The organism is Roseovarius sp. MBR-79 (assembly GCF_053628555.1).
This window is the reverse complement of the sequence record NZ_JBRJGP010000006.1, coordinates 179956-206106: the sequence shown is the minus strand read 5'-3', so window position 1 is coordinate 206106 and position 26151 is coordinate 179956. Positions and strand designations below refer to the sequence as shown.

General features: G+C 65.2%; 22 protein-coding genes. 15 read left to right on the top strand and 7 right to left on the bottom strand.

The features are described 5' to 3' along the window. Positions 1-28: 28 nt before the first annotated feature. Positions 29-1108 (bottom strand): tRNA preQ1(34) S-adenosylmethionine ribosyltransferase-isomerase QueA, encoded by a 1080-nt coding sequence (gene queA, locus ACSSV8_RS08485; protein ID WP_454282137.1) that lies wholly within the window; start codon positions 1106-1108, stop codon positions 29-31. Continuing rightward, complete coding sequence (locus tag ACSSV8_RS08480; RefSeq protein WP_454282136.1) at positions 1105-4476, bottom strand: YhdP family protein; 3372 nt, start codon at positions 4474-4476, stop codon at positions 1105-1107. The genes queA and ACSSV8_RS08480 overlap by 4 nt, the downstream gene beginning before the upstream one ends. Before the next feature lie 115 nt (positions 4477-4591). Here ACSSV8_RS08480 and ACSSV8_RS08475 point away from each other — a divergent pair, with 115 nt between their 5' ends. The 4 genes from ACSSV8_RS08475 (at position 4592) to ACSSV8_RS08460 (ending at position 7892) form a co-directional block, all read left to right on the top strand. Continuing rightward, positions 4592-5053: a peroxiredoxin gene (locus tag ACSSV8_RS08475; RefSeq protein WP_454282135.1), complete on the top strand. Its 462-nt coding sequence runs from the start codon at positions 4592-4594 to the stop codon at positions 5051-5053. A 2-nt stretch (positions 5054-5055) separates the two neighbouring features. Next, the gene (locus tag ACSSV8_RS08470; RefSeq protein ID WP_354540152.1) at positions 5056-5865 is read left to right on the top strand and encodes a ferritin-like domain-containing protein; all 810 of its coding nucleotides are present in this window, start codon (positions 5056-5058) and stop codon (positions 5863-5865) included. A gap of 178 nt (positions 5866-6043) precedes the next feature. Further along, positions 6044-7360 (top strand): DUF5930 domain-containing protein, encoded by a 1317-nt coding sequence (locus ACSSV8_RS08465; protein ID WP_454282134.1) that lies wholly within the window; start codon positions 6044-6046, stop codon positions 7358-7360. Continuing rightward, positions 7350-7892 (top strand): bactofilin family protein, encoded by a 543-nt coding sequence (locus tag ACSSV8_RS08460; protein WP_454282133.1) that lies wholly within the window; start codon positions 7350-7352, stop codon positions 7890-7892. The genes ACSSV8_RS08465 and ACSSV8_RS08460 overlap by 11 nt, the downstream gene beginning before the upstream one ends. Positions 7893-7956: 64 nt before the next feature. On the opposite strand, the gene ACSSV8_RS08455 is transcribed toward ACSSV8_RS08460, so the two are convergent. Together ACSSV8_RS08455 and ACSSV8_RS08450 are read right to left on the bottom strand one after the other, a co-directional pair. Further along, positions 7957-8682, bottom strand: coding sequence for a hypothetical protein (locus tag ACSSV8_RS08455; RefSeq protein WP_454282132.1), 726 nt, complete (start codon positions 8680-8682; stop codon positions 7957-7959). Further along, positions 8682-10133, bottom strand: coding sequence for an amidohydrolase family protein (locus ACSSV8_RS08450; protein ID WP_454282131.1), 1452 nt, complete (start codon positions 10131-10133; stop codon positions 8682-8684). Before ACSSV8_RS08450 ends, ACSSV8_RS08455 begins: the two co-directional genes overlap by 1 nt. A gap of 276 nt (positions 10134-10409) precedes the next feature. Between ACSSV8_RS08450 and ACSSV8_RS08445 the strand changes: the two genes are divergently transcribed. From ACSSV8_RS08445 to ACSSV8_RS08420, 6 genes are all read left to right on the top strand, one after another. Further along, the gene (locus ACSSV8_RS08445; protein WP_454282130.1) at positions 10410-11384 is read left to right on the top strand and encodes a carbon-nitrogen hydrolase family protein; all 975 of its coding nucleotides are present in this window, start codon (positions 10410-10412) and stop codon (positions 11382-11384) included. Between the two features lie 73 nt (positions 11385-11457). Beyond that, positions 11458-14199, top strand: coding sequence for an aminotransferase class I/II-fold pyridoxal phosphate-dependent enzyme (locus ACSSV8_RS08440; RefSeq protein WP_454282129.1), 2742 nt, complete (start codon positions 11458-11460; stop codon positions 14197-14199). Positions 14200-14215: 16 nt separating this feature from the next. Continuing rightward, positions 14216-15673, top strand: a complete 1458-nt coding sequence (locus ACSSV8_RS08435; RefSeq protein ID WP_354540119.1) for a biotin carboxylase — start codon at positions 14216-14218, stop codon at positions 15671-15673. A 9-nt stretch (positions 15674-15682) separates the two neighbouring features. Continuing rightward, positions 15683-16654, top strand: a complete 972-nt coding sequence (locus ACSSV8_RS08430) for a C45 family peptidase (RefSeq protein WP_354540118.1) — start codon at positions 15683-15685, stop codon at positions 16652-16654. 121 nt (positions 16655-16775) lie between these two features. Beyond that, entirely contained in the window at positions 16776-18248 is a 1473-nt protein-coding gene (locus tag ACSSV8_RS08425) for an ABC transporter substrate-binding protein (RefSeq protein WP_454282128.1), read from the top strand. A gap of 65 nt (positions 18249-18313) precedes the next feature. After that, complete coding sequence (locus ACSSV8_RS08420) at positions 18314-19366, top strand: zinc-dependent alcohol dehydrogenase family protein (protein ID WP_454282127.1); 1053 nt, start codon at positions 18314-18316, stop codon at positions 19364-19366. A gap of 263 nt (positions 19367-19629) precedes the next feature. Here the strand turns inward: ACSSV8_RS08420 and ndk are convergent, their stop codons facing one another. Continuing rightward, positions 19630-20052: a nucleoside-diphosphate kinase gene (gene ndk / locus ACSSV8_RS08415; protein ID WP_454282126.1), complete on the bottom strand. Its 423-nt coding sequence runs from the start codon at positions 20050-20052 to the stop codon at positions 19630-19632. A 133-nt stretch (positions 20053-20185) separates the two neighbouring features. Here ndk and ACSSV8_RS08410 point away from each other — a divergent pair, with 133 nt between their 5' ends. Further along, positions 20186-22030, top strand: a complete 1845-nt coding sequence (locus tag ACSSV8_RS08410; RefSeq protein WP_454282150.1) for an ABC-F family ATP-binding cassette domain-containing protein — start codon at positions 20186-20188, stop codon at positions 22028-22030. Positions 22031-22104: 74 nt separating this feature from the next. Here ACSSV8_RS08410 and ACSSV8_RS08405 read toward each other — a convergent pair whose 3' ends face one another. After that, on the bottom strand, positions 22105-22344 hold the full coding sequence (locus ACSSV8_RS08405; protein WP_454282125.1) for a hypothetical protein: 240 nt from the start codon (positions 22342-22344) through the stop codon (positions 22105-22107). Positions 22345-22592: 248 nt separating this feature from the next. Here ACSSV8_RS08405 and ACSSV8_RS08400 point away from each other — a divergent pair, with 248 nt between their 5' ends. From ACSSV8_RS08400 to ACSSV8_RS08385, 4 genes are all read left to right on the top strand, one after another. Next, the gene (locus ACSSV8_RS08400; protein ID WP_354540112.1) at positions 22593-23219 is read left to right on the top strand and encodes a MarC family protein; all 627 of its coding nucleotides are present in this window, start codon (positions 22593-22595) and stop codon (positions 23217-23219) included. 17 nt (positions 23220-23236) lie between these two features. After that, the gene (locus ACSSV8_RS08395) at positions 23237-23815 is read left to right on the top strand and encodes a retropepsin-like aspartic protease family protein (protein WP_354540111.1); all 579 of its coding nucleotides are present in this window, start codon (positions 23237-23239) and stop codon (positions 23813-23815) included. A 59-nt stretch (positions 23816-23874) separates the two neighbouring features. Beyond that, entirely contained in the window at positions 23875-24321 is a 447-nt protein-coding gene (locus ACSSV8_RS08390) for an RDD family protein (RefSeq protein WP_454282124.1), read from the top strand. Positions 24322-24404: 83 nt separating this feature from the next. Next, positions 24405-25229, top strand: a complete 825-nt coding sequence (locus tag ACSSV8_RS08385) for an arginyltransferase (protein WP_354540109.1) — start codon at positions 24405-24407, stop codon at positions 25227-25229. A 3-nt stretch (positions 25230-25232) separates the two neighbouring features. On the opposite strand, the gene ACSSV8_RS08380 is transcribed toward ACSSV8_RS08385, so the two are convergent. Next, positions 25233-26042 carry a protein-disulfide reductase DsbD domain-containing protein gene (locus ACSSV8_RS08380; protein WP_454282123.1) on the bottom strand — a complete coding sequence of 270 codons (810 nt, stop codon included), beginning with the start codon at positions 26040-26042 and terminating at the stop codon, positions 25233-25235. Positions 26043-26151: the final 109 nt, after the last annotated feature.

The window sequence follows — 26151 nt, the reverse complement described above, 5'->3', positions numbered from 1 at the left end:
GCGCGCGCGCCGCACCGCCAATTGCGACTCAATCCGTCGCGGTCGCGCCCGCCCTGTCAGGCTTTGGCCCCGGGATCAACAGCGACGCGTCGCCATAAGAGAAGAAACGGTATCCTTCGGTTATGGCATGGGCATAGAGCGCGCGGATGCGCGCGGCCCCCATCAGCGCCGAAACAAGCATCATGAGCGTCGATTTCGGCAGGTGGAAATTTGTCATCAGCGCATCGGCGACGCGAAACTCGAAGCCGGGATAGATGAAGATATCGGTCTCGCCCTGCCACGCCGCGATCTCTCCGGTGGCGCGCGCCGCCGTCTCGATAAGGCGCAGCGCGGTGGTCCCCACCGGGATCACCCGGCCACCCGCCGCGCGCGTGGCCGCGATTTCGGCGGCGGCACGTGCGCTGACCTCGCCCCATTCGGCATGCATCCTGTGGGTGGTGATGTCCTCGACCTTGACCGGCAGGAAGGTGCCCGCGCCGACATGCAGCGTGACATGGCTGAACACGACACCGCGCGCCGCCAGATCGGCCAGAACCACTTCGTCGAAATGCAAGGATGCGGTGGGGGCGGCCACGGCACCGGGGCGGCGTGCCCAGACGGTCTGATAATCCTCGCGGTCCTGCGCATCGGCGGGACGGCGCGCGGCGATATAGGGCGGCAGCGGCATCGCACCGGCGGCGTTGAGCGCGGTGTCGAAATCCTCACCCGCAAGGTTGAAGCGCAGCCGCGCCTGCCCCTCCCCGCGCGCCTCGAGCGTGGCCGAGAGCGTGTCGGAGAAAACCACGACCTCGCCCTCGCGCAGTTTTCTCAGCGGCTTGACCAGCGCCGACCATGTCCCGTCGGCCTGCGGCTCCAGCAGCGTCACCTCGATGCGCGCGCCCGCGCCCCCCGCCCGCGCCCGGGTGCCCGACAGGCGGGCGGGGATCACCTTGGTGTCGTTCAGCACCAGCCGGTCACCGGCGCGCAACCAGTGCCCCAGATCGGCCACGGTGCTGTCAGTGATCGCGCCCCCCTCGGCCACCAGCAGCCGCGCGGCGCGGCGCGGGCGGGCGGGCCGCGTGGCAATCAGCGCCTCGGGCAGGTCGAAATCGAAATCAGCCAGCTTCATCTGTCGTTTCTCTCAAAGTCATCAGGGGCGCGCGGCGCGACGCTCTGTCCCGAAACCGCGGGCGGCGCGCCCTCCACCTGCGGCGCGGGCCGCCGGAACATCTCGCGCAGAAAGCCGGGGGCCAGCGCCGAGAGGGGATTGACCGCCACCACCGGATTGTCAACCGACCCGCGCAGCGTGAAGTTGAACCCGATGAGCCCCTCGCCCGCGCGCGGCGTCAGCGCACCGCCAAGGGCGTTGAGTACGTAGACCGGCGAAAGCACGCCCTGCATGTCCATGCGCTTGCGCGTCAGATCGAAAAACCCGTCCATGGAAATGCCCACAGAGGCCCCGACAGCACTGCCCTCAAGCAGCGTCAGGCGGTCGGGCGTCAGGCGAAACCGGCCCGCCACCTCGGCGAAATGCAGACCCTGCCCGTTGAGCTGTTCCAGGAGGCCCACCACACTCACGGCGTTGAGCAAGGTCGAGAGCGCGGGCGCGCGCTTGATGCGGATCTGCTCGATGGAGAGCACCCCGTCATAGCTGCCCTCGCCCTCGGCGGGCCGGAGCGACATGTCGAGCGTGCCGTCGCGCGCATCCTGCAACATGTCCGCCGCCGCCAGCAGCGCGCCAGCGTTCTGCGCACGGATGCGGAATGCACTGCGCCCGGCCATCGGCACGATATCGCCGGTTATGTCGGCCTTGCCGTTCACCTGCGCGGTAAAGCGGCCCTGCGTCCCGCCGCGCGTCTCGAGATCGGCGCGGAACCCGGTCAGCGCGATGCCGTCAGTGATGCGCAATTCGTCAAGGCGCAGGCTGACCGGTCCGCCGTCGCCGGTGCCCTCTCCCAAAGAGCCGCCCCGCAGATCGACGCGCCCGCCCGTTACCTCCACCCCCGGTGTCACGTTCGCGCCGCGCCCGATCAGCGCCGCCTGCACATCGAGCCAGTCGCCCAGTTCAAGCCGGGTGAAGCGCGCCGCCTCGAGCGTGCCCTCCGGCGTCAGCCGCACCTCGCCGCGCGCGCGCAGGCCGCCCGCGTCAATCGCCAGCGTGTCGATCTGCGGCGGCGTGCCAAGCGTCGCCGCCACATCCAGCCGCCCGGTGGCCTCCGGTGCCAGCGCCCAATTCAGCTCGGGGATGCGCACCCCCAGCCCCGCCAGATCGGAGTTGAGCGCCACCTGCCCCACGCCCTCCTTGGGCAACGCAATCTCGACCGTCGCCTGCCCGCGCCCCGACACCGCACCGGGCGGCAGGCCGATCCCGAACTCGTCGATGAACGCCTGCGACAGCTCCACCCTACCGCGCACCCGGCTTTCACCGCCCGTGCCGGGACCGAGCGGCATGGTCCAGGCCCCCGAAAACGGCACTTGCCCTAACCGTGCATCGCCGCTGATCTCGATTTCGGTGTTATCCGCGGTGATGCCAAGCGTATCGGCGGTCAGAACGCGGCCCTTAACAAGCGTGTCGCTGCGCAGCGCGCTGAGCGTGCCTTGCGCGTCAAAGGCCACCTCCTCGGGCTTCAGCCCCTTCTTGAGGATCAGGTCAAGCCGCCCGGTGATCTCCGCTTGCCCCTCGGCCAGCGCCACGTCGCGCCCGGCCTTCTCCATGAACCGGAAGGGCGGCGCATCAAGCAGCGACAGGGCGGCGGTGATCGGGCCGCTGACCCGCAGATGGGCCTCGGCGGGGGTCTCCTTGATCCGCAGGTCAGGGATGATGAAGGAGGTGCCGGAAATATCGAGCCGCCCGCCCTCTGCCGGGGTGACATGCCCGCGCTCGGCAAAGATGCCGAGCCGGTTGTCACGGATCGAGCCATGGCCCGCCGCGCCCTCGATGGGCGGCACGTCACGCACGTAGACCGCCGAGAAATCCGCGAAGTCGAAGCCCAGAAACGCATCGGGCGGCGCGTCGGGTGTCACGCTCAGGGCCAGTTGAATGTCACTCAGCCGCGCCGACAGAACGTTCTCGGCCAGCCAGGCGCGCGCCTTGTCCTTGACCGTCAGCGGCCAGAGCGCAAGCAACCGCTCGGGCGTGATCGCGTCCATCCGCCCCTCGATGACCGCCGACCAGCCAGTGACCTCGGCCCGCGCCCGTCCGCTCAGGCGCAGCACCTGCCCCTGATCGCGCAGCCGGAAGTCGCCCAGATCGAGCGCGAAGGGCGCGAATTCCAGCCGGATATCCGCCCCCGCCCCCTCGAAGACCACCGGCGCGGGGTATAGCCCCGCCGGATTGGCCGCGATCTCTCCCAGCCGGATCTGCGCCTCAAGCCCGCTTGGCCAGCCTGCCTCCATGCCGATGAGCCGCGCGCGCCCCTCGGCGCGGGCACTGCCCCAATCGCTCTCGACCGACAGCTCGTTGAACGTGATCTCCTGCGCGTCCGGGTCGTAGGTCAGGTAGCTGCGCGCCGACCGGAACGGGATCGGCGAAGTCGCCGGGTTGGGGCGCAAGGCCCCCTTGCCGATCTGAAGCGTGGCACTCAGCGGCCCAAGCTGCCCGCGCTCATCGACCCCGGCGCGCAAAGCGCCGGAAATCGGTGCCTCCAGCGCGCCCAGCCACGCGAGCGCCGGAGATTGTCCGGCGATCTCGCGCGCAGGCCAATCCTCGAAGCGGATGCCGATATCCGCCGCCGCGTCACCGACCCGGCCCTGATAGCTCAGCTCCAGCGAACTCGCATAGCCGCGCGCACCCAGCACGGTGACATTGCCACGTAGCGCGATCGCATCGCCATTTCGGGTGAGCGATGCCCGTCCGCCATCGGCAGACCACGCCACGCCCGTGCGCGCATCCTCGTAACGCAGGCTGATGTTCTCGGCGCTGACCTCGCGCAACGCGGCAAGCGCGGGCTGTGCCAGCATCGCGCCGATCTGTTCGGTCAGCGGCCGGTCGCTCGCGGGATGACGCCCCGTGCCATTGCCGCCCTCGAAAGCGACCGACAATTCGCCTGTCTCGCGCCGCCAGAGCGCCAGCCGCCCACCGTCGAGCCTGACCCGGGACAGCTTCACCTCGCCACCGAGAAGCGCCGCGCGCGACAGCGTGACCTCGAGCGCGGCCAAGTCAATCAGCGGCGCGCCGCCCGCATCGCGAAGGCTCACGCCGCGCAAGCTGACGCGCGGCGCCATTCCCTCGCCGAGGCCCAATCCCAGCGTCTGAAACGTCAGCCGGTGCTCGGGCAGCGCCGCGCTGATCTCCTGCGCCGCGCGGTCGCGCAGCCAGCCCGGCGCGCCCACCCCTGCCGCCAGCACCCCGAGCAGCGCCACGGCGATCACCAGAACGAATGTCGCGCAACCAAGGCATAACTGGCCCAGATGATGCAGCATCGCACGCGCCCACGGGCGGCGCGCGCCCGGCGGGGGCGCGGGCGCTGCGGGGGCTGGCGTTTTGGTTTCGGTCATCTGTTCCGGTTTGGGGACTGTGGTTTGGCCCCGGCTCTGCCTCACGACTTTATTCTCGCCTTTTGCAGCCTAATATGGAACTCACAAATTCGCATCACAAGCCCGAGAGGTTGCCATGACCGACACGCTATCACCTGCCCCCGATGTGACCCTGCCGCGCGATGGCGGCGATGCGGTCCGCCTTGCCGCCTTGCGCGGCGCACCGGTGGTGCTGTTCTTCTACCCGCGCGATGACACCTCGGGATGCACCAAGGAGGCGGTGGCCTTTTCCGGCCTCAAGGCCGAGTTCGACGCCCTCGGCGCGCAGGTTTTCGGCATTTCCAAGGACAGCGTCGCCAGCCACGAGAAATTCCGCGACAAACATGGCCTGACCGTCCCGCTTCTGTCGGACGAGGACGGCGATACCTGCGAACGGTTCGGCGTTTGGAAGGAAAAAAGCATGTATGGCAAGACGTTCATGGGCATCGAACGCTCCACCTTCCTGATCGACGCCGAGGGGCGGATCGCGCGGGAATGGCGCAAGGTCAAGGTGCCGGGCCATGCCGAGGAGGTGCTCGAGGCGGTGCGCGCCCTGTGACCATGACGCTGGCGGAAATGGCCATCGCGGTGCTCAACACCGCCGACGGGCGCGAGAAAACTGCCCTGTCGCGGCGGCACGCGGCGGCGTGGCGGGCGGCGGGCACGGCCCTGCCTGTGGGCCGCGCCACACCGCCCGACCGCCCCGCGCGCCCGGGCAAACCGGATCTGCTCGATCCGCGCGACGTTCCCCGCCGCCGCCCCGGCAGCGCGCAGGGCCGCCTTGCCATGCTGCACGCGGTGGCGCATATCGAATTGAACGCGGTGGACCTGCACTGGGACATCATCGCGCGGTTTACCGACACCGCCATGCCCATGGGATTCTACGATGACTGGGTCAAGGCGGCGGACGAGGAATCAAAGCATTTCAACCTCCTGTGCGACTGCCTTGAGGAGATGAGCAGCCATTACGGGGCCCTGCCCGCCCATGCCGGCATGTGGCGCGCCGCCGAGGACACCGCCCATGACCTGATGGGCCGCCTTGCCGTGGTGCCCATGGTGCTCGAGGCGCGCGGGCTTGACGTGACGCCGGGCATGATCGCGCTTTTCGAGGGGGCGGGCCTGACCTCGGCGGTCGCGGCGCTGCGCGTGATCTATGCCGAGGAGGTGCACCACGTCGCCTATGGCTCCAAGTGGTTTCACTTTCTCTGTGGGCGTCACGATCTCGACCCGAAGGAGGCGTTTCACGATCTGGTGCGACGCTATTTCCACGGCCAACTCAAGCCGCCCTTCAACGAGGAAAAGCGCGCCGAGGCCGGTTTGCCGCCCGATTTCTATTGGCCGCTGGCCGGGACGCGCACCGCCAAGGCCTGACCAATAGCGCGCGCCAATCGGCGAAAATCCGCCAAGCTGGCGGAATATCACCGATAAATAATCCTCCCGTGGTCAAAAACCTTGCCCACCCTGTCCTCGCTGTCTAATCACCTGTCCAAGACGCCCGGCACCGATTGAAGAGCGTCACCCGGAAAGGATAGGAAGGACGACCATCCGCGTGCGCACACGACTGGCCATAAGACTGCATGACATCCTCGAGCGCTATTTCCCCGAACGTCGGGTGTTCCTGCGTTCGGACAAGGATACGCGGTTCATCCGCCTGCGCCCCGTGACACAGTTGATCGCCACCACCGGGGCTGCGGCCATGGTCGCCTGGGCGATCATCGCCACCTCGGTTCTGGTGATGGATTCCATCGGGGCGGGCAATTTCCGCGAACAGGCCAAGCGCGACCTGCAAGGCTATGAAAACCGCCTCAATGCGCTTGCCTCCGAGCGTGACAAGCGCGCCCAGGAGGCGGTGGCGGCACAGGAACGCTTCGCCTCGGCGCTGGCGCAGATTTCCGCGATGCAATCCGAGCTTCTGCGTTCCGAGACCCGGCGGCGCGAGCTTGAGACCGGGATCGAGGTGATCCAGAGCACGCTGCGCCGCACGATGACCGAGCGCGAGCTTGCCGGCAAAGAGGCCGCACGTCTTGCCGCCGCACTGGAGGGCGGCGGCGTCCTGACCGAGGCGGGCGGCAACCGACCCGGCGATGCGACGGTGGATTTCCTCTCGGCGGCGCTGGCGGATGCGGCGCGCGAGCGTGACCAGACGCTTGCCGATGCCGAGGAAGCCCTGCGCCAGGCCGAGGACATGGCCTATGAGCTGCGCCTCGTGAACGAGCGTAACGCCGAGATTTTCGGCCAGCTCGAAGATGCCATGACCATCTCGGTCGAGCCGCTGGAACGGATGTTCCGCAATGCGGGCCTCGATCCCGACCGCCTCATCAACACGGTGCGGCGCGGCTATTCGGGGCGCGGCGGGCCGCTCATGCCGATATCGCTGTCGACGCGGGGCGAGGCGCCGTCGCCCGAGGCCGAGCGCGCCAACCGCATCCTGGGGCGGCTCGACGAGTTGCACCTCTACCGTCTGGCCGCCGACAAGGTGCCGCTCGCCCTGCCCGTGCGCGGCGGTTTCCGCTACACCTCCGGCTTCGGCAACCGCTGGGGTCGGCTTCATGCCGGGACCGATTTCGCGGCGTCCCACGGCACGCCGATCTATGCCACCGCCGATGGTGTCGTCGATCATGCAGGCTGGCAATCCGGTTACGGCCAACTCATCAAGATTGACCACGCCTTCGGAATCGAAACCCGCTATGCCCATCTTTCCAGAATCCGTGTGAGCCCCGGTCAAAGGGTCTCGCGCGGGGACCGGATTGGTGATATGGGCAACACAGGACGCTCTACCGGCACGCATCTTCACTATGAGGTGCGCGTGGACGGCAGGCCGATCAACCCCATGACCTATATCAAGGCTGCGAGAGATGTTTTCTAAGAGCAAGATCAACGAACCTGCGCAAAAACCCGCCGAGCCGAAGCCCGCCACGGAGAACCGTCTCGACGCGGCCCGCCCCGATACGGGCAGCGATTACCGGCCTGCGGCCCCCAAGGCCAAGCCGCCCGCCTCGGTTCTGTCCTCGGATCTGCACATTCAGGGCAACCTGCGCACCACCGGCGATATTCAGGTCGAAGGCACGATCGAGGGCGATATCCGCGCCCATCTTCTGACCGTCGGCGAGGGCGCGACCGTCAAGGGCGAGGTGATCGCCGATGATGTGGTGATCAACGGCCGCGTCGTGGGGCGTGTGCGCGGCCTCAAGGTGCGGCTGACCTCCACCGCGCGGGTCGAGGGCGACATCATCCACAAGACCATCGCCATCGAATCGGGTGCGCATTTCGAGGGTTCCGTCCAACGGCAGGAGGACCCGCTCTCCAGCAACAAGGGCGGTCAGAAACCCGCCCCGCAGGCACCAGCACCCGCCGCACAGGCACCGAAACCGGCAGAGCCGAAGCCCGCCCAGGGCTGAACCCGGTCGCAAGATCATGACAAAAAGGCACCCTGCCCCGGCAGAGGTGCCTTTTTCGTGAACCTCAGAATTGCAGGCTCAGCCCCAGGATCGGCCCCGAGAAGCTGCCTTCGAAGCCTCTGCCGCCATCGTCGTAATCGACATAGAGATGCCGGTAGCCCGCCGAGAGAAACAGCCGGTCACGGGCCTGCCAGTTGACCGTCGCCATAAGCTGAGACGTGAGGTCCGACCCGGCGCCGAATCCGCCGACATCGGCATAGCCGATCACCGACCAGCGATCATTCAGGCGGAGATTGGTGCGCGCGGCGATGATCGGATCGGTGAAATCGACCGAGAGCCCGGCCGCCAGACCCGGCACCGGCGTTCTGGCGCGCGCCTCTATGTCCCAATGCCGCAAGCCCACAAGGTAATCCACCGTCGCGCGCTCCGTCGCCAGCGCGCGATAGCCTGCGGCAAGCGTGAACGAGCTCTGTTCCAGCCGTCCGGTCACGGGCAGGCCGAGACCCGGCACCGTGCCGCCGCGCGAACTGCGCGAGGCGGAATAATCCCCGAGCAGCACAAAACGGTTTTGCCGGTATAGGCCGGAGAGGAAGAACGCGCTGTCCAGATCCTCGAGCACGTCGCGCAGCCCCTCGCTGAACCGCAGGGACGGGCCGCCCGCCACGGGCCGCACCGTGCCGCCAACGCCGCTGCCCCAGATATACGGGGTAAGCTGGAATACCCGCTCTTGCGCCGAGGCCGGGAGCGTCAGCATGACCAGTGCCAGAGTGACGGCAATCCGGCGCAGCATCAAAGCGCCTCCTTCACCACCGCCCCGCCCTTCATGATCAGCGCAAGGCTTTCCTCGGGCCGCTCAAGCCAGTCAAGCCCCGCCTCTGGCTCGCCCGTCACCACCAGAAGATCGGCCATCGCCCCCGGCGCGATCACCCCGAGCCGCCCGTCATAGGAGGCGCGCGCGCCGGACATGGCCAGCAAGTCGCCCGCCGCGCCCGTCGCCATGCGCAGCGCCTCCAGGGGCGGCATGAAGCGGGTCAGCTTGGCCAGTTGACGGCCCTGCGACGCGGCACCTTCGGGGTTCATCAGGATATCGGTGCCAAAGGCCATGTTTACGCCCTCCGCGCGGCCCATCTCGAAGGCGCGCACCGTGCCTACCGACACCTCGTCGGCCTTGGCCTGCTGGCGCGCGTCGGCGCGGGGGTTTGAATCCTCATCCGATAGAAACGGCTGGATCGACCACCACGCGCCCGTATCGCGCATCATCCGCACCGTGTCCGCATCGGCCAGTTGGCCGTGCTCGATGGATCTGACGCCTGCGCGCAAACACCGCTGGATGCCTTGCGGCGTGTAGACATGCGCACAGACATAGGTGCCCCAATCCTCGGCTGCCTCGACCGCCGCACGCATCTCGTCTTCGGTGAATTGCAGGCTTTCGAGCGGATCGTAGAGCGAGGTGACGCCGCCCCCGGCCATGATCTTGATCTGGCTCGCGCCCTTCATCAACTGCTCGCGCGTGCGCCGCAGAACCTCGGCGCGCCCGTCGGCAATCGCCACCACGCCCGCCTTTTCGCTGTAGCTGAGATCGCCATCGGCGCGCGGCACCTCGTTCACCATGCGGAAATCGCCATGGCCCGAGGTCTGCGAGATCATCGCGCCCGCCGCAAGAATACGCGGCCCCGCCACCACGCCCCGATCAATCGCCAGCTTCAGCCCGAAGGCCGGGCCGCCCACATCGCGCACCGTGGTGAAGCCGCGCAAAAGGGTCGCCCCCGCCTGCCGCCCCGCCATCAGATGCACGAAGCCGATATCGGCGCTCATCGCCTGAAGCTGCGTCACCCCCACAAGCGTTGAATGCCAATGCGCGTCAATGAGGCCCGGAATGACCGCCCGCCCGCCGCAATCCACGCGCCGCGCGCCCTCGGGACCCTGCCCCGCCGGAATGAGCGCGGCGATGCGCCCGCCCTCGATCAGGATGTCCTGCCCCGCCTGCATGGCAAGGGTTGTCCCGTCGAAATACCGCAGGTTCGTCAGAAGGATCGGCTGGCCCGCGTCCTGCCCATATGCGCGCTCGGGTGCCAGACCAAAACCCGCGAACAGCCCCAGGACGGCCGCCATGCCGCCCAGCATCTCGCGGCGGCGCAAGTCGGCCTCGATCCGGGCAAAGGCCGCCTGCGTGACCGGCGCGCCGCAGAGGCAGAAATCAAGCGTTCCGCGCGCAAGCGCCGCATTACAGACCTGGCACATACCATCCCTTTCCGGCCCCGCGACGCGGACCGTCTCTATTTTGCAGGCGAGATAGACATATGCCCGCTGCATCACCCATTCTGTCCCGAGTTTGTGACATTCCGTGATTTCTTGCAACACCATCCCGCCGTCAACGGCTGAATCGCCCGGGTGCCGCTTGCCCGGCACGCGCGGATTGGCTGTTTCCGTTCCGGTGGGAAGGGCGTAAAAGGTCGCAACAGCAGTGATCAATCATGCCCCGGACGGGCCGCTCTGCAAGCACGGAGAACCCAGACAATGACCCCCTTTGCGATCGCCGGCGTTCAGATGTATGTCAACGCCCTGCAACCGAATGTCGATGGCATGTTGCATCGGCTGGATGTGCTGATGGCGCGTTTTCCCTGGACGCAGATGGTCCTGTTCAGCGAGCTTGCGCCGTTCGGGCCGCTCGACAAGTTCGCCCTGCCCGTCGAAAACGAGGTCATCGACCGCTTTTGCGAGGCGGCGCGGCGCTATCGGCTCTGGCTTGTGCCCGGCTCGATGTTCCTGACCTCGCCGGTGGACGGGCGCATCTACAATACCGCCGTCGTGATCGACCCCGACGGGCAGGTGATCCGCCGTTATGCCAAGATGTTTCCCTTCCTGCCCTACGAGGCCGGGATCGCGGCAGGCACGGATTTCTGTGTCTTCGATGTGCCCGATGTGGGCCGTTTCGGGCTGTCGATCTGCTATGACATGTGGTTTCCGGAAACCACGCGGGAACTGACCAGTCAGGGGGTCGAGGTGCTGCTTCATCCGGTGCTGACCGGCACCACCGACCGCGACGCGGAACTGGCCATCGCGCGCGCCACGGCGGCGCAGTTCCAATGCTATGTGTTCGACGTGAACGGGCTTGGTGCGGGCGGCGTCGGCAAATCGCTGGTGGTCGATCCGACATCGCTGGTGCTGCATCAGTCGGCGGGTCAGGAAGACATGTTCCCGATCGAGGTGGATCTGTCGATGGTGCGCCGTCAGCGCGAGACGGGCATGAAGGGGCTGGGGCAGGTGCTCAAGAGCTTTCGTGACAGATCGGTTGATTTTTCCGTTTATGACCGCAACAGTGGCACGGACGACTACTTGAAGACACTTGGGCCGCTTGAAATACCCCAACAGGGCTCTCGCGCGGGGTTGCATGTGGATGTCCCCGCCGATGCCGAGGCGGAGGCACGCAATCACAAGCGGGCGCTTGGATACGGAACGACCCCTTTCGAGGGTAGAACAACGGTAGGTTAGACCGCAGGATTACGGGCCATACCGGCCTTTGACCATTGATCGCGTTCTGGCCCGACAGGCGGGAGGCTGATCGATGGACTCGGTAAGTGACTACTATTCGGCAACGCAGCTGCGCTTTGACCGCTGGAGCGCGTTGCGCGAGGCGACAACCTCGATCGGCCGGGAAACCGAGGCCAGAAAGATCGCCGCGCTGAAATCGCGGGTATCCGACCTTTTCGAAGCCCTCAAGGTGATAGAACCCTACTGGGCCTTTCCCGGCATGTCGGCCTTTGATCACCTGTGGCGTCATTTCGATCACGGCAATTTCGAGGATCTGGCCTTTGGCGTCCAGCGGGTGACGCGCGCGCTGACCACGGGGGCCTACCGGCGCCGCACGATCCCGCTGGAACGCGACAGCCTTGACGACGAGGAACACAATGACGAGGCGATGCTGTCGCCCGAGGCGCGCGCCATGGCGCGCCCCTATTTCGAGGTGCTGATCGTCGACAATGTCAACGAGCAGCAGGAACGCTGGTTGCGCTCCAACGTCACCCGGATGCGCCGCGCGGAGGATCCGTTCCACTACGAGGCGGTTGTCGTGCCCAGCCTCGAGGATGCGCTGATCGCGGTGCTGTTCAACCACAACATCCAGGCCATCGTGGTGCGCCCCGGTCTGGTTCTGAAATCCAGGAATGAAAACGAAATCCTGGCAAAATACCTCAGCAATGCCAGCGGATCGGACAATATCGACGAGATGCTGCCCGAGAATTATGGCCCCGAGCTGTGCCGCCTGATTGACCGGGTGCGCCCGGAACTGGATGCCTATCTCGTCACCGAACGCTCTGTCGAGGATATCGCGGGGCTTGATCTGGGGATTTGCCGGCGCGTCTTCTACAATCAGGAAGACTTCATGGAATTGCACCTCAACATCCTGCGCGGGGTCGAGGCACGCAACAAGACCCCGTTCTTTACCGCGCTCGTGAACTATTCCAAGCAGCCCACCGGCGTGTTTCACGCGATGCCGATCAGCCGTGGCAAGTCGATCAGCCGCAGCCACTGGATTCAGGACATGGGCGCGTTTTACGGCCCCAACATCTTTCTGGCGGAAACATCGGCCACGAGCGGCGGGCTCGACAGCCTGCTGGAGCCGCACGGCCCCATCAAGCAGGCGCAGGAACTGGCCAGCCGGGCGTTCGGCTCCAAACAGACCTTCTTTGCCACCAACGGCACCTCGACCTGCAACAAGATCGTGGTGCAGGCGCTGGTGCGGCCCGGCGATATCGTGCTGGTCGATCGCGATTGCCACAAATCGCACCATTACGGCATGGTCCTCGCCGGGGCCGAGGTGGTCTATCTCGACAGCTATCCGCTCAATGAATACTCGATGTATGGCGCAGTGCCGCTGCGCGAGATCAAGCATCAGCTTCTGGCGCTGAAGGCGGCGGGCAAGCTTGACCGTGTGCGGATGCTCTTGCTCACCAACTGCACCTTTGACGGGCTGGTCTACAACGTCGAGCGCGTGATGGAGGAGTGTCTGGCGATCAAGCGCGATCTTGTGTTCCTGTGGGATGAGGCGTGGTTTGCCTTTGCCCGTTTCAGCCCGACCTATCGCCAGCGCACCGCCATGCGCACCGCCAACAACCTGCGCAAGCGGCTGCGCACCGACGGACACCGCCGCACCTATGAGGCGCAGCAGGAGGCGCTGGCCGATGCCCCTGACGAGACATGGCTCGACACCCGTCTTGTTCCGCCGCCCGATGCGCGCGTTCGGGTCTATGCCACGCAATCGACGCACAAGACGCTGACATCGCTGCGGCAGGGCTCGATGATCCATGTCAACGATCAGGACTTCAAAGGCGAGGTCGAGCAGTCATTCCACGAAGCCTACATGACCCATACCTCGACCTCGCCGAATTACCAGATCATCGCGTCGCTTGATGTGGGCCGCCGTCAGGTGGAACTGGAAGGGTTCGAATTCGTGCAGCGCCAGATCGAGGCGGCGATGTCGATGCGCAAGGCGATCAGCAGCCATGCGCTGTTGCAGAAGTATTTCAAGGTGCTGACCGCCGGTGACATGATCCCCGAACAATACCGCCAAAGCGGCGTCACCAGCTATTTCGACAACGAACAGGGCTGGACCGATATGTGGGATTGCTGGGAGCTGGACGATTTCGTGCTCGACGCCACCCGCGTCACGCTGGCCGTGGGCGGGACCGGATGGGATGGCGACACGTTCAAGACCGATATCCTGATGGACAAATACGGCATCCAGATCAACAAGACCTCACGCAATACCGTGCTCTTCATGACCAATATCGGCACCACGCGCTCGTCGGTCGCCTATCTGATCGAGGTGCTTGTGGAAATCGCCCGCGATCTTGACGATCTGCTTGACGACGCGTCCAAGATGGAACGCCTGTCCTTCGACCGCCGGGTCAGGAACCTGACAGAAAACTACCCGCCGCTGCCGGATTTCAGCCGCTTTCACGATGCGTTCCGCCCCGACAACCTGACGCCCGAGGGCGACATCAGGACCGCCTATTATCTCAGTTACGACGAGAAGAACTGCGATTATCTGGAACTCGACGGCTCGCTCAAGGACGCGCTGGAAGCCGGGCAGGAGGTGGTCTCGGCCAGCTTCATCATCCCCTACCCGCCGGGGTTCCCGATCCTGGTGCCGGGGCAGGTGATCAGCAAGGAAATCCTTGCCTTCATGCGCGCGCTCGACGTCAATGAGATCCACGGCTACCGCGCCGATCTCGGTTTGCGCGTCTTTACGCCAGAGGCCCTGGCCGCCTTGCCCAAGGCCAAACAGATCAAGACCGCAGCCGAATAAGGGAGGACATGAAAAAATGCCCACGACACTGAGGAACATCTCCGAGATACGCCGCTTCTTTCATCGCAACGAGGACCCGATCTATTTCATTTCGGCGACGAACTTCAATCTTCTGGGGCTTGATGAATGGGTCAAGAATTTCAAATACATCTGCTATATCGACTGTTACGGCGGCAAGCATCCCAACGTGTTCTGCCCCTCCGAGCAGCCCCATGCCGAGTTTCAGTCGATCGAGGACATCAACAACTACCTGCTTCAGCACAAGGAGGTGATTGATTTCATCAAGCGGCGCGGCGGCAAGCCGAAATTCGTGTTCCTTATGTTCGACGAGGAAACCGAACGCCTGTCCAGGGAGCTTGGCGCCGATGTCTGGTTTCCCAAGGCCAAATTGCGCACCGCGATGGACAACAAGATCGAGACCGTGCGGATCGGCAACAAGGCCGGGGTTCCTTCCGTGCCCAATGTTCTGGCCGAGGTGACATCCTACGAGGATCTGCGCGCGACCTGCGAAAAGGCCGGGATAGGGCATGATCTGGTGTTGCAATCGGCCTTCGGCGATAGCGGCCACACAACGTTCTTCATCAAGTCCGAGGCCGATTTCCGCCGCCACGAACATGAGATCGTGGGCGAGGGCGAGATCAAGATCATGAAGCGGATTGATTGCCGGGGGTCAGCCATCGAGGCCTGCGCCACCAAGGAAGGCACCATCGTCGGCCCGCTGATGACCGAGCTTGTGGGCTTCAAGGACCTCACCCCCTATCGCGGCGGCTGGTGCGGCAATGAAATCCTGTCCACCGCCTTTCCGCCCAAGGTGCGCCAGAAGGCGCGCGAACTGACCTTCAAATTCGGCGAACAGCTTCGCAAGGAGGGCTATCGCGGCTATTTCGAGCTTGATTTCCTGATCGACAAGAAGACCGGCGACCTGTGGCTGGGCGAGCTCAATCCGCGCATCACCGGGGCGTCGTCGATGACCAACCACGCCGCCTTTGCCCATGCCGATGCGCCCTTGTTCCTGTTCCACCTGCTGGAATTTTCCAAGAAGAAATTCGATCTCGACGTGGACGAGTTGAATGCCCGCTGGGCCAACCCGGACATGATCGACAGTTGGTCGCAGATGGTGATCAAGCACACGGATGACAGCGTCGATATCTGCACCGCCAGCCCCGAGACCGGCATCTACAAGATGCTCGAGGATGGCCGCGTCGTGTTCGATCGTTTCGACTATCACCGCCGCGCGGTTGAATCCGAGAACGAGGCGTTCTTCCTGCGCATCCTTCAGCCCGGTGATTACCGCTACGAGGGGGCCGATATCGGTATTCTGGTCACGCGCGGGCGCTCGATGACCAAGGGCTTCCAGTTGAACGAACGCGCCCGGAAATGGATCCACGGCATCAAGCAGGGCGTTGCGGGCAATCCCTTGCCGGTGGTCGATGCAGGCCCCGCGCTCGCGGACCCGGCGTTCAAGATCCTGTAGGAAAGGCCCATGCTCTGGCGTGCCTTGCGTGAAGACCTGCCCGGCCCGAAATGGGCCGGGCTTTTCGCCGATTACTGGCCGCATTACCGGCGGTGGTGGCTCAGGGATGGCGACGGCGCACGCCCGAAGTACCTTGAAAGCCGCCGCGCCCTTGAACACCACATGCCCGAGATCGTGCCGCTTTACGATACCTTGTGCGACCTCGCGGGCGGTGGCGATCAGGCGGCGCGCTTTCTCAGCTTCTATTGCCCGCCGCCCTATCTTTCGGGATGCAGTCAGGCGATCTGGACCGGCGAAGAGCCGGTGCTGGTGCGCAATTACGATTACGACCCCAAGGCGTTCGACAGCCTGATCCTGAATACCTGCTGGCAGGGGCGGCGCGTGATGGGCACCTCGGACGGCCTGTGGGGGCTGGTTGACGGGATGAACGACGCAGGCCTTGCCATCTCGCTGACATTCGGCGGGCGGCGCGTGGTCGGCAACGGCTTTGGCGTGCCGCTGATCCTGCGCTATGTCTTGCAGACCTGCGAGACCGCCGAGGAGGCAGGTCGCGCGCTGGCCCGCCTGCCCACGCACATGAGCTATAACGTGACCGTGCTCGATGCCAAACGCAAATACCTGACCGCGATGATGGCCCCCGACCGCGCCGCGATCATCACCCATGCCGCCGTCGCCACCAACCATCAGGAAAACATCGACTGGATCAGCCACGCGCGCTTTACCGCCACGGTCGAGCGCGAGCGCTTTCTGCTGCACCGGCTGGCCCTGCACCGCGACCCGGAGGACAGGTTCATCAACGCCTTCCTGCGCCCGCCGCTCTATTCCACCGCCTTTTCCGTGGGCTTCGGCACGCTCTACACAGCCGTCTATCGCCCGCGCCTGCAACAGATGGAGATCCGCTGGCCGGGCGCGGTCTGGCCGCAGTCCATGAACGGGTTCGAGGAAGGTGCCCGCCGGGTGCAGATCCCCGGCGCGGCCTAAAACGACGGGCGATCGGCCCCCGTTGCGCATCGACCGCAAAACGTGACTGCCGGAAAACTTGCCTTTCGCGCGCGGTCTTGCGACAACCGTATCAGCGTCACTTGACCAAGGCCCGCCCCGGATGCGTTTCGCTCTGATTGCCCTTGTTGTCCTGACCTCCGCCGCTTGGGCCGAGCCGCGCGGCACGTTCCGCCACGCCCATAACGTGGGATTCGGGGCGCAATCGAGCCTTGATCCCGCCTCGAAGGGCCGCGTTCTCCAGATCATCGAGAAAATCCAGAGCCGCCTTGTGCGCCCCGGTCGGGGCGGCACGCCCGAGCCGGATCTCTCGACCCGCTGGTTTCCCAATGAAGACGGCACGGTCTGGACATTCCAGATCCGCGAGGGCGTGCGCTTTCACGATGGCCGCCCGCTGCGCGCCGAGGACGTGGTCTATTCCATCGCGCGCGTGATCGACCCAGATTACGGAAGCCCCGCCCGCGCCGCCGTCAAGATGATCGAGCATGTCGAGGCCACCGGCCCGCTCAGCGTGCGCATGACGCTGTCGTCCACCTTCGCCGATTTTCCCCTGCAACTCATGGACCCGCGCCTGCGCATCATCCCCGAGGGCTCGGGCGATACGGTCGATCAGACAGGCATCGGCACAGGTCCTTTCAAGGTCGAGAAGTTCGACCCCGACGGCATCACCGTCCTCGCCGCCAACAAGGACTATTGGGAGGGCGCGCCACGGCTTGCCCGGATCGAGGTGATCGGTGTACCGGACGCGCAGGCGCGGCTTCAGGCGTTTCTCTCGGGTCAGCTTGACATGGAGCGCGGGATCGCGCCGGTGCTGCGCCGCGCGCTCGACAAATCCCTGCGATATCAACTTCTTGAAATCCCCACGGGGAACTGGATGGGGCTGAGTTTCCGCAATGACGTGGCCCCTTTCGACGATGTGCGCGTGCGCCGTGCGCTGCGTCTGGTGGTGGACCGCGAAGAGATGCTGCAACTGGCGCTTGACGGCGGCGGGGTGATCTCCTGCGACACGCCGGTGGCCCCCAACGACCAGTATCGCGCCGAGATGGACTGCCCGCGCGATCTTGAGCGCGCCCGCGCGCTTCTGGCGGAGGCGGGCCACCCGGACGGGCTCGACGTGAAGATTCACGTCTCCTCGCTCGATCAAAGCTGGCCGGTGATCGGGGTCGCCTTTCAGGAACAGGCTGCCCCTGCGGGCATCCGGGTCGAACTGGTGAATGCCGCCGCCGATGGTTACTGGTCGAATGTCTGGATGAAAAAGGACGCGTTCGCCACCTCCTGGGGGGAACGCCCCGCCGATCAGGTCCTGAACGAGGCCTTCCATTCCGAGGCCAAGTGGAACGAAAGCCATTTCAACAACCCGAAATTCGACCGGATGCTTGGCGAGGCGCGCGCCGAGCTTGATTTCGACCGGCGGCGCACGCTTTACCACAAGGCGCAATACTACCTGACAGAGACATCGGGCACCCTCATCCCCTTTCATGTGACACAGCTTGTGGTGCTCTCCAAACGGGTGACACATTTCGATCCGGTTCCCAATGACGCGCTGCGCTGGCATCTCGTGGCGGTGATGGATTGAGGGGCCTTGCCGCGACTGCGGCGCGCGCCTAGGCTCGTCCAAACGGCCCGAAGGACCCCCCACCGATGCGCGCTGCCCTGCTCACCCGTTACGACACCCCCGTAGAGATCACCCAGGTGCCCGATCCCGACTGTCCGCGCGATGGCGCGCTCATCGCGGTGCGCGCCTGCGGTGTGTGCCGCTCGGATCACCACGCCTGGAAAGGGGCCGATCCGGACGTGGTGCTGCCCCATGTGATGGGGCACGAATTCGCGGGCGAGGTGATCGAGACCGGGCCGGAATGCCATGCCTTCCGGGTGGGCGACCGGGTGACCGCGCCCTTCATCCTCGGCTGCGGCACCTGTCCCGATTGCCGCGCGGGCGAGCCGACGATCTGCGATCATCAGCAGGTCATCGGCTTCAGCCAGTGGGGTGCCTTCGCCGAGCGCGTTGCGATTCCGCGCGCCGATTTCAACCTCGTGCGCCTGCCCGAGGGAATGGACTATGCCGTGGCCGCCGGGATGGGCTGTCGCGTCACCACCTCGTTTCGCGCCGTGGTGGACCGCGCGCAGATCCGGCCCGGCGAGTGGCTGGCGGTGCATGGCTGCGGCGGTGTGGGCCTCTCGGCGATTCTCATCGGCGCGGCGCTCGGCGCGCGCATCCTTGCGGTCGATGTGACGCCCGACGCCCTTGCCATCGCCCGTGATCTGGGGGCCACCGCGACGCTTGACGCGCGCGGCGTGGGCGATGTCGGCGCGGCCGTCCGCGACCTGACGCAAGGCGGCGCACATGTCTCGCTCGACGCCCTCGGAATCACGGCGACGTTTCACAACTCATTGAAAAGCCTGCGCAAGATGGGCCGTCATGTGCAGATCGGAATGCCGCTCGGGGCCCACGCCACCCCGGATCTGCCGCTGCTCGATCTGGTCTATTCCCGGCAGATCACGCTCCACGGCACGCGCGGCATCGGGGCGCACCGCTTTGCAGCCCTTTTCGACATGATCGCGGCAGGGCGGCTTGATCCCGCGCGGCTCATCACCCGGCGGATCGGGCTTTCGGGTCTTGGCGCGGCGCTTGCGGCAATGGATGGCTATGGCGGCGGTGCGGGGGTGACGGTCGTCGATGACATGGCGGCCTGAGCCTGCCGCATTTTCGCCACAATAGCGTGCTCTCCTGAAAGGATAATCAATGGCAGGGGCACCTGTTTGGCGGCCCTGCCTCAAAAAAAGGAAGAGGCAGATGCCACAGGCAACACCCCCAAAGGGCGGGAAACCCGCGCCCTCTCCGGGCACGGGCAAACCGAAACCCGCGCCCGCCCCGACATTCCGCGATTACGCCAGCATATGACATGAAAAAGGCCGCACACCAGAGGGTTGCGGCCTTTCCTGATGTGGTTCTCAGATCAGCCGACCAGTTCGAGACCCGAGAAGAAATAGGCGATCTCGACGGCGGCGGTCTCTGCCGCGTCCGAGCCGTGGACCGAGTTTTCACCGACGCTCTCGGCGAATTCCGCGCGGATCGTGCCCGGTGCGGCATCGGCGGGGTTGGTGGCCCCCATCACTTCGCGGTTCTTGGCCACGGCGCCCTCACCCTCGAGCACCTGCACGACAACCGGGGCTGAGGCCATGAATTCGCACAGCTCGTCATAGAACGGGCGCGCGGCGTGCACGGCATAGAAAACACCGGCCTGCGCCTTGGTCAGGTGGATGCGCTTTTGCGCGACGATCCGCAGCCCGGCCTCTTCGAACTTGGCATTGATCTTGCCGGTGAGGTTGCGCCGGGTGGCGTCGGGTTTGATGATGCTCAGCGTGCGTTCCACAGCCATTTCAGCCTCTTTTGTCAGGGTTTGCGCCGCGCGGGATTGCCCCGCGCGATCAGGTCGCGGCCCCGATAGCATGGGGGCCGCGTCATGAAAAGCGGCGATTGACGGGGGCGGCGCATTGCGGCATCTCCCCCCCATGCTGACCATCAACGACATCACCTATGCCATTGCCGGAAAGCGCCTTCTCGAAGGGGCCTCGGCCACCATTCCCGAAGGCCACAAGGTGGGCATTGTCGGGCGCAACGGCACCGGCAAGACCACGCTCTTTCGGCTGATCCGGGGCGAGTTGGCGCTCGAGGGGGGCAGCATCAGCCTGCCGCCGCGCGCGCGTATCGGCGGCGTGGCCCAGGAGGTGCCGGGCAATGACGTCTCTCTCCTCGACACGGTGTTGAGCTTCGACACGGAACGCTCTGATTTGCTTGAAAAATCCACTTCAGAGACCGATGGCGCACGAATCGCCGAAATCCAGACACGGCTGGCCGATATCGACGCATGGTCCGCCGAGGCGCGGGCCAGCGCGATCCTCAAGGGGCTGGGGTTCACCTACGAGGAACAGGCCATGCCCTGTTCGGCCTTTTCGGGCGGCTGGCGGATGCGGGTGGCGCTGGCGGGGGTGCTTTTCGCCGCGCCGGACCTGCTGTTGCTGGACGAGCCGACCAACTATCTCGATCTCGAAGGCGCGCTCTGGCTGGAAACCTATCTCGCGCGTTATCCGCACACCGTGCTGATCATCAGCCATGACCGCGGGCTGCTCAACCGCGCGGTCGGCGCGATCCTGCATCTCGAGGACCGGAAACTGACGCTTTATCAAGGCGGTTACGACAAGTTCGCCGAGACCCGCGCGGCGCGGCTCATGGCTGCGCAATCGGAGGCGAAAAAGCAGGAACAGCGGCGCGCGCATCTGCAATCCTACGTGGACCGCTTCCGCTACAAGGCCGACAAGGCGCGGCAGGCGCAGGCGCGGATCAAGGCGCTGGCGCGGATGCAGCCCATTTCCGCCCCGCAAGAGGCGGCGCTGCGGCGGTTCACCTTTCCCGAGCCGGAAGAGCTCTCGCCGCCGATCCTGCGGCTGGAGGGGGCTTCGGTCGGCTATGACGGGGCGGCGGTGCTGAGCCGTCTGGACCTGCGGATCGACCAGGATGACCGGATCGCGCTTCTGGGCCGCAATGGCGAGGGGAAATCCACTCTTTCCAAGCTCTTGGCGGACAAACTTGATGTGCTTGAGGGCCGTGTTCACAAGGCCGCCAAGCTGCGTGTCGGCTATTTCGCGCAGCATCAGGTGGACGAGTTGCACCTTGACGAGACGCCGCTCGACCATATCCGCCGCCTGCGCCCGACCGAGACGCCCGCGAAGCTGCGCGCACGCCTTGCAGGCTTTGGCATCGGGCCGGAACAGGCTGAAACGCTAGTGAAAAACCTATCGGGCGGGCAAAAGGCGCGGCTCTCTCTGATGCTGGCCACGGTGGACGCGCCGCATATGCTCATCCTCGACGAGCCGACCAACCACCTCGATATCGAGAGCCGCGAGGCGCTCGTGGAGGCGCTGACGGCCTATACCGGCGCGATCATCCTCGTGAGCCACGACATGCATCTTCTGGGGCTGGTGGCGGACCGGCTCTGGCTGGTGAATGGCGGGCGCGTGGCCCCGTTCGAGGGCGATCTTGACGGGTATCGCGCGATGCTTCTGGGCGGTCAGGACAGCGACAAGCCCGCACCGCCCAAGACCGCCAAGCCGAAGAAACCGTCGAAAGAGGCGATTCTGAAGCTGCGGCAGGACGTGAAGAAATGCGAGGAACGCATTGAAAAACTTCATGTCATGGAAAAGAAGGTCGCTGACAAGCTGGCCGATCCGGCACTTTATGACGACATCCACGGCGTGACCGAGTGGCAGAAGAAATATGCCGAGATCGAGAACGGGCTGGCGCTGGCCGAGCAGCTCTGGCTCGAGGCACAGGAGCGGCTGGAGGCGGCGGAGCGTTAGGATCAGCCGGTCTCAGGCGACGGTTCGACGCCTGACACCCGCCATCTGCGTCACGCCCGTCTCCATGGCCGCGATCACTCCTCCTCGGATGACGTCCGCATCCTGTAGACCACCCCGCAGAACACACCGGCAAACAGGCCCAGAACGCCCCAGGTGATCCCGTTGGCAATGGCAAAGCGAACGGTCTCACCGACTGTCACGCCACCCGCGAAGAGATTGACCAGGATGTAGATCAATGGAACGGCAAAAAGCCCAAAGCCCGCACCGCCGGCCGCTCCGAGAAGCGCCCACGTCCTATAGGAATTGGTTGTCATGATCCTGTCCTGCCTTTGTGTTTCATATGTCATGCCAAGTGGGTGTTCGGGCGACCATCGGCGTATTTGCTGCCGCCCGATACCGTCTCGAACGCAAACAGGCGCTGCCGGGAAAGGACCGACCCGCCACGCCTTTGGAAATAGCGACCACCGAACGGAAGTCACCAGATCGCGGAAATTTTTTGTCGCCTGTCTGAGCGCATCGCACGCCATGGCGCACCGCCCAAAACCGCGATAGGCTACGCGCCATGGACACCGCATTCCTCATCACCGCCTTTGTCACGCTCTTCGTGATCATCGACCCCATTGGCATGACGCCGCTTTTCGTGGCGTTGACGCAGGGCATGAGCACGGCACAGCGGCGGGCGATTGCCATTCGCGCCTGTGTCACCTCGGCGCTTTTGCTGATCCTTTTCGCCGCGCTCGGAGAGGCCGTGCTGGGGTTCGTCGGCATTTCCATGCCCGCCTTTCGCATCGCCGGGGGGATGCTCTTGTTTCTGACCGCGCTTGACATGCTGTTCGAGCGGCGCAGCCAACGCCGCAAGGGACAGGCCGACGCCGCCGAAGAGGATGAGGGCGACGATCCGTCGATCTTTCCCATCGCCATTCCGCTGATTGCCGGACCGGGGTCCATCGCAACGGTGATCCTGCTCGCAGGGCAAAAACCGGGGATCGAGGGGCTGGCCTATGTCATCGGGGTGATGCTGTCGGTGATCGTTCTGGTGTTCCTCATGTTTCTCATGGGCAGCCTGCTGGAACGCGCATTGGGCAAGGTGGGCATCAACGTGGTGACACGGCTTCTGGGGATGCTTCTGGCGGCGCTGGCGGTGCAATTCGTGCTTGACGGCTTGCGCGGCTTTGGCCTGACGGGCTGAGCGCCTATATCACGCGCATGGAACAGCTTGACACAACCCGTCTTGTCTATCTGGTGATCCTTGGCGCGGTCATCGGGCTCTGGTTCTTTGTGCAAAGCCGCGAGTCGCTCGGGAAACTGGCGCAATATGCGGCGATCTGGGGGCTGATCTTTCTGGGCGCCGTCGCAGTGGTGGGCCTCTGGGGCGATATCCGCCAGACGGTGCAGCCGCGCCAGAGCGTGATGGCCGAGGGCCGGATAGAGCTGCCGCGCGCGCCGGACGGGCATTATTACCTGACGGCGCAGGTCAATGGCGTGCCGCTGCGCTTTGTCGTCGATACCGGGGCGAGCCAGATCGTGCTGAGCCGGCAGGATGCGCGGCGCGCAGGCATCGACACGGGCAGCCTTGTCTATACCGGGCGCGCCTTCACCGCCAATGGCGAGGTGCGCACGGCACCGGTGCGCCTTGACCGCGTCGAGGTGGGGGCGATCCGCGACGGCGATGTGCGCGCGGTCGTCAACGGCGGCGACATGGCCGGATCATTGCTGGGCATGGAATATCTGCAACGCTTCTCAAGGGTCGAGATCACCGGCGGGAAGCTGGTGCTGGAACGCTAGGATTTCGGCAAGGCCCTCTTGCAAATCGCCACCGCGCCCCCAAGCTAAGGCTCATGACCATGCAAGACATCTTTCACCTGCCCGACCCCGAGACGCAGCCCGAGTTCTACGCCGATGTGCCGGCCAAGCGGCTCGTGGCCTTTGTCGCGGACACGGTGGTGATCCTTGGGCTGAGCCTGCTGATCGTGCCGTTCACGGCCTTTACGGGCCTCTTTTTCTTCCCCGTTCTGATGGCCGTGGTGGGGTTCGCTTACCGGGTCGTGACCATCGCGCGCGGCTCGGCCACGTGGGGGATGCAGCTCGTGGCGATCGAGTTCCGTGCGCGCGACGGGGGCCGCTTCGATACCGGGCTTGCCTTTGCGCATACGCTCGGGCTGGCGATTTCCCTTGGTCTTCCGGTGTTGCAGGTCATCTCCATCGTGCTGATGCTGACACAGCCACGCCGTCAGGGGCTGAGCGATCTGGTGCTCGGCACGGTCGCGGTGAACCGTCGTGCGGCGATGTGACAGGGGCGTGACAAGGCTCTTGGCGACACGGGAATGTGTTGTTATCGTCCCGTTGAGTCTGCCGGGATACCTTGGGATACTTCATGCGCCACACGCTGCCGATCGCGCCGCAATTCTATGTGACGGCCCCGCAACCCTGCCCCTATCTGCCGGGGCGGATGGAGCGAAAGCTGTTTACGGCACTTCAGGGCGAAGGTGCGAAACGGCTCAATGACGGGTTGTCGAAACAGGGGTTCCGGCGGTCGCAAAACGTGCTTTACCGGCCCTCCTGCACCGATTGCGCGGCCTGCCTCTCGGCGCGGATCAACGTGGCGGCCTTCACACCCACCAAGAGCCAGAGCCGCACGATCCGTCGCAATGCCGGGCTGATCCGGCGCGCCACCTCGCCCTGGGCCACCGAAGAGCAATATACCCTGTTCCGGCGTTATCTCGAGAGCCGCCATGCGACCGGCGGCATGGCGGATATGGACACGTTCGAATTCGCCGCGATGATCGAGGAAACGCCGGTGCGCACGCGGGTGGTGGAATATGCCGATCCCGACGGTTCGCTGGTGGCGACCTGCCTCACCGACATTCTCGATGACGGGGTGAGCATGGTCTATTCGTTCTTCGAGCCGGACCGGCCCAAGGCATCGCTTGGCACCTATGTGATCCTCGATCATATCGAAATCGCCCGCGAAAACGGGCTTCCCTATGTGTATCTCGGCTATTGGGTGCCGGGCAGCGACAAGATGGGCTACAAGGCCGCGTATTCCGGGCTGGAGGTCTATGCCGGGGGGCGCTGGCAAAGAATGCGCGATCCCGACGAGTTTCGGGCACACGCGCATCCCTTGGTGAACGATCCGATTTCCGAACAGGTGGCCAATATCTCGCTGCCCGATACCCGGCCCGCGCGGCCCAAGTTCTGAGCCTCAGTTTCCCGCGCAGCCCCGGATATCGACCGCGTCGCCGGTGCTGAGCACGGTCAGGCGCAGTCCGCTGCGATCAAGCAGAAAGCCACGCCCGTCGGCGTGATAGACCTCGGTTTCTGCGCGCAGGCGGGAACCTGTGCGCGCGCTTTCGGACTGCGCCACCCATAGGTCCGGATTGCTGGTCTCAAGCACGACCATCTCGGCCGCGCCCATCTGTTTCATGTCGATTTCGGCCACGACGCGAAGTCCGCCCTCGATCGGGGAGACGGCACAGGTGACGCGGCCCACGCCGGCCTCGGCGGCCGTGTAGGGGCGCGCGGCAAGCGCCGCGGCAATGCGCGGATCGCGCGGGCCCGCGTCAAGCGGCAGTTCAAGATGCACCCGGGCATCCACCGGCACGCAGATATCGTTGCAGATCCCGATTTCGACATCGGCAGAGAGGGTGATGGGCTGTCCGGCGCGCGTGGGTGTCAGGCGCACAGGCAGGATAAGGTCATGCACATACCCGATTGTGCGCATCCCGTTGGTGGTGGTCTGTTGCGGCGTCGGCCACAGGATTTCCACCGCACCCAGATTGCGCGAGCCGCGCCAGTCGAAGCGCGGCGGAATCCCCGCCTCACCCGGCGCGCGCCAGTAGGTTTTCCAGCCAGGGGCCAACTCGAACCGCAAAGCAGCCACCTGCGTTCCATCGGCATCGCGCCACCCCGGAAGCACGGTGACGCGCACCATGTCGTCAGGCGAGCGCGCAGCCAGTGGGCCGGTCAGCGCAAGCGCCGCGAGGACAAGCGAGATGAGCGCGGTTCTAATCATGACTGTCAAATGGGGCAATTCGCCCGCAAAGCCAACTCACATTCGAGCGAGAATTCTTGCCAAAGCGTCAACACGCCGCTTGCGCCGGCCAAGGCGGCCCCCCATTCTC

Coding starts and splice junctions, on each gene's coding strand:
- ACSSV8_RS08405 (WP_454282125.1), bottom strand. CDS start 22,344: ATGACAACCAATTCCTATAGGACGTGGGCGCTTCTCGGAGCGGCCGGC.
- ACSSV8_RS08440 (WP_454282129.1), top strand. CDS start 11,458: ATGGACTCGGTAAGTGACTACTATTCGGCAACGCAGCTGCGCTTTGAC.
- ndk (WP_454282126.1), bottom strand. CDS start 20,052: ATGGCTGTGGAACGCACGCTGAGCATCATCAAACCCGACGCCACCCGG.
- ACSSV8_RS08450 (WP_454282131.1), bottom strand. CDS start 10,133: ATGTGCCAGGTCTGTAATGCGGCGCTTGCGCGCGGAACGCTTGATTTC.
- ACSSV8_RS08435 (WP_354540119.1), top strand. CDS start 14,216: ATGCCCACGACACTGAGGAACATCTCCGAGATACGCCGCTTCTTTCAT.
- ACSSV8_RS08455 (WP_454282132.1), bottom strand. CDS start 8,682: ATGCTGCGCCGGATTGCCGTCACTCTGGCACTGGTCATGCTGACGCTC.
- ACSSV8_RS08380 (WP_454282123.1), bottom strand. CDS start 26,042: ATGATTAGAACCGCGCTCATCTCGCTTGTCCTCGCGGCGCTTGCGCTG.
- ACSSV8_RS08445 (WP_454282130.1), top strand. CDS start 10,410: ATGACCCCCTTTGCGATCGCCGGCGTTCAGATGTATGTCAACGCCCTG.
- ACSSV8_RS08420 (WP_454282127.1), top strand. CDS start 18,314: ATGCGCGCTGCCCTGCTCACCCGTTACGACACCCCCGTAGAGATCACC.
- ACSSV8_RS08430 (WP_354540118.1), top strand. CDS start 15,683: ATGCTCTGGCGTGCCTTGCGTGAAGACCTGCCCGGCCCGAAATGGGCC.
- ACSSV8_RS08385 (WP_354540109.1), top strand. CDS start 24,405: ATGCGCCACACGCTGCCGATCGCGCCGCAATTCTATGTGACGGCCCCG.
- ACSSV8_RS08425 (WP_454282128.1), top strand. CDS start 16,776: ATGCGTTTCGCTCTGATTGCCCTTGTTGTCCTGACCTCCGCCGCTTGG.
- ACSSV8_RS08480 (WP_454282136.1), bottom strand. CDS start 4,476: ATGACCGAAACCAAAACGCCAGCCCCCGCAGCGCCCGCGCCCCCGCCG.
- ACSSV8_RS08395 (WP_354540111.1), top strand. CDS start 23,237: ATGGAACAGCTTGACACAACCCGTCTTGTCTATCTGGTGATCCTTGGC.
- ACSSV8_RS08400 (WP_354540112.1), top strand. CDS start 22,593: ATGGACACCGCATTCCTCATCACCGCCTTTGTCACGCTCTTCGTGATC.
- ACSSV8_RS08390 (WP_454282124.1), top strand. CDS start 23,875: ATGCAAGACATCTTTCACCTGCCCGACCCCGAGACGCAGCCCGAGTTC.
- ACSSV8_RS08460 (WP_454282133.1), top strand. CDS start 7,350: ATGTTTTCTAAGAGCAAGATCAACGAACCTGCGCAAAAACCCGCCGAG.
- ACSSV8_RS08470 (WP_354540152.1), top strand. CDS start 5,056: ATGACGCTGGCGGAAATGGCCATCGCGGTGCTCAACACCGCCGACGGG.
- ACSSV8_RS08475 (WP_454282135.1), top strand. CDS start 4,592: ATGACCGACACGCTATCACCTGCCCCCGATGTGACCCTGCCGCGCGAT.
- ACSSV8_RS08410 (WP_454282150.1), top strand. CDS start 20,186: ATGCTGACCATCAACGACATCACCTATGCCATTGCCGGAAAGCGCCTT.
- queA (WP_454282137.1), bottom strand. CDS start 1,108: ATGAAGCTGGCTGATTTCGATTTCGACCTGCCCGAGGCGCTGATTGCC.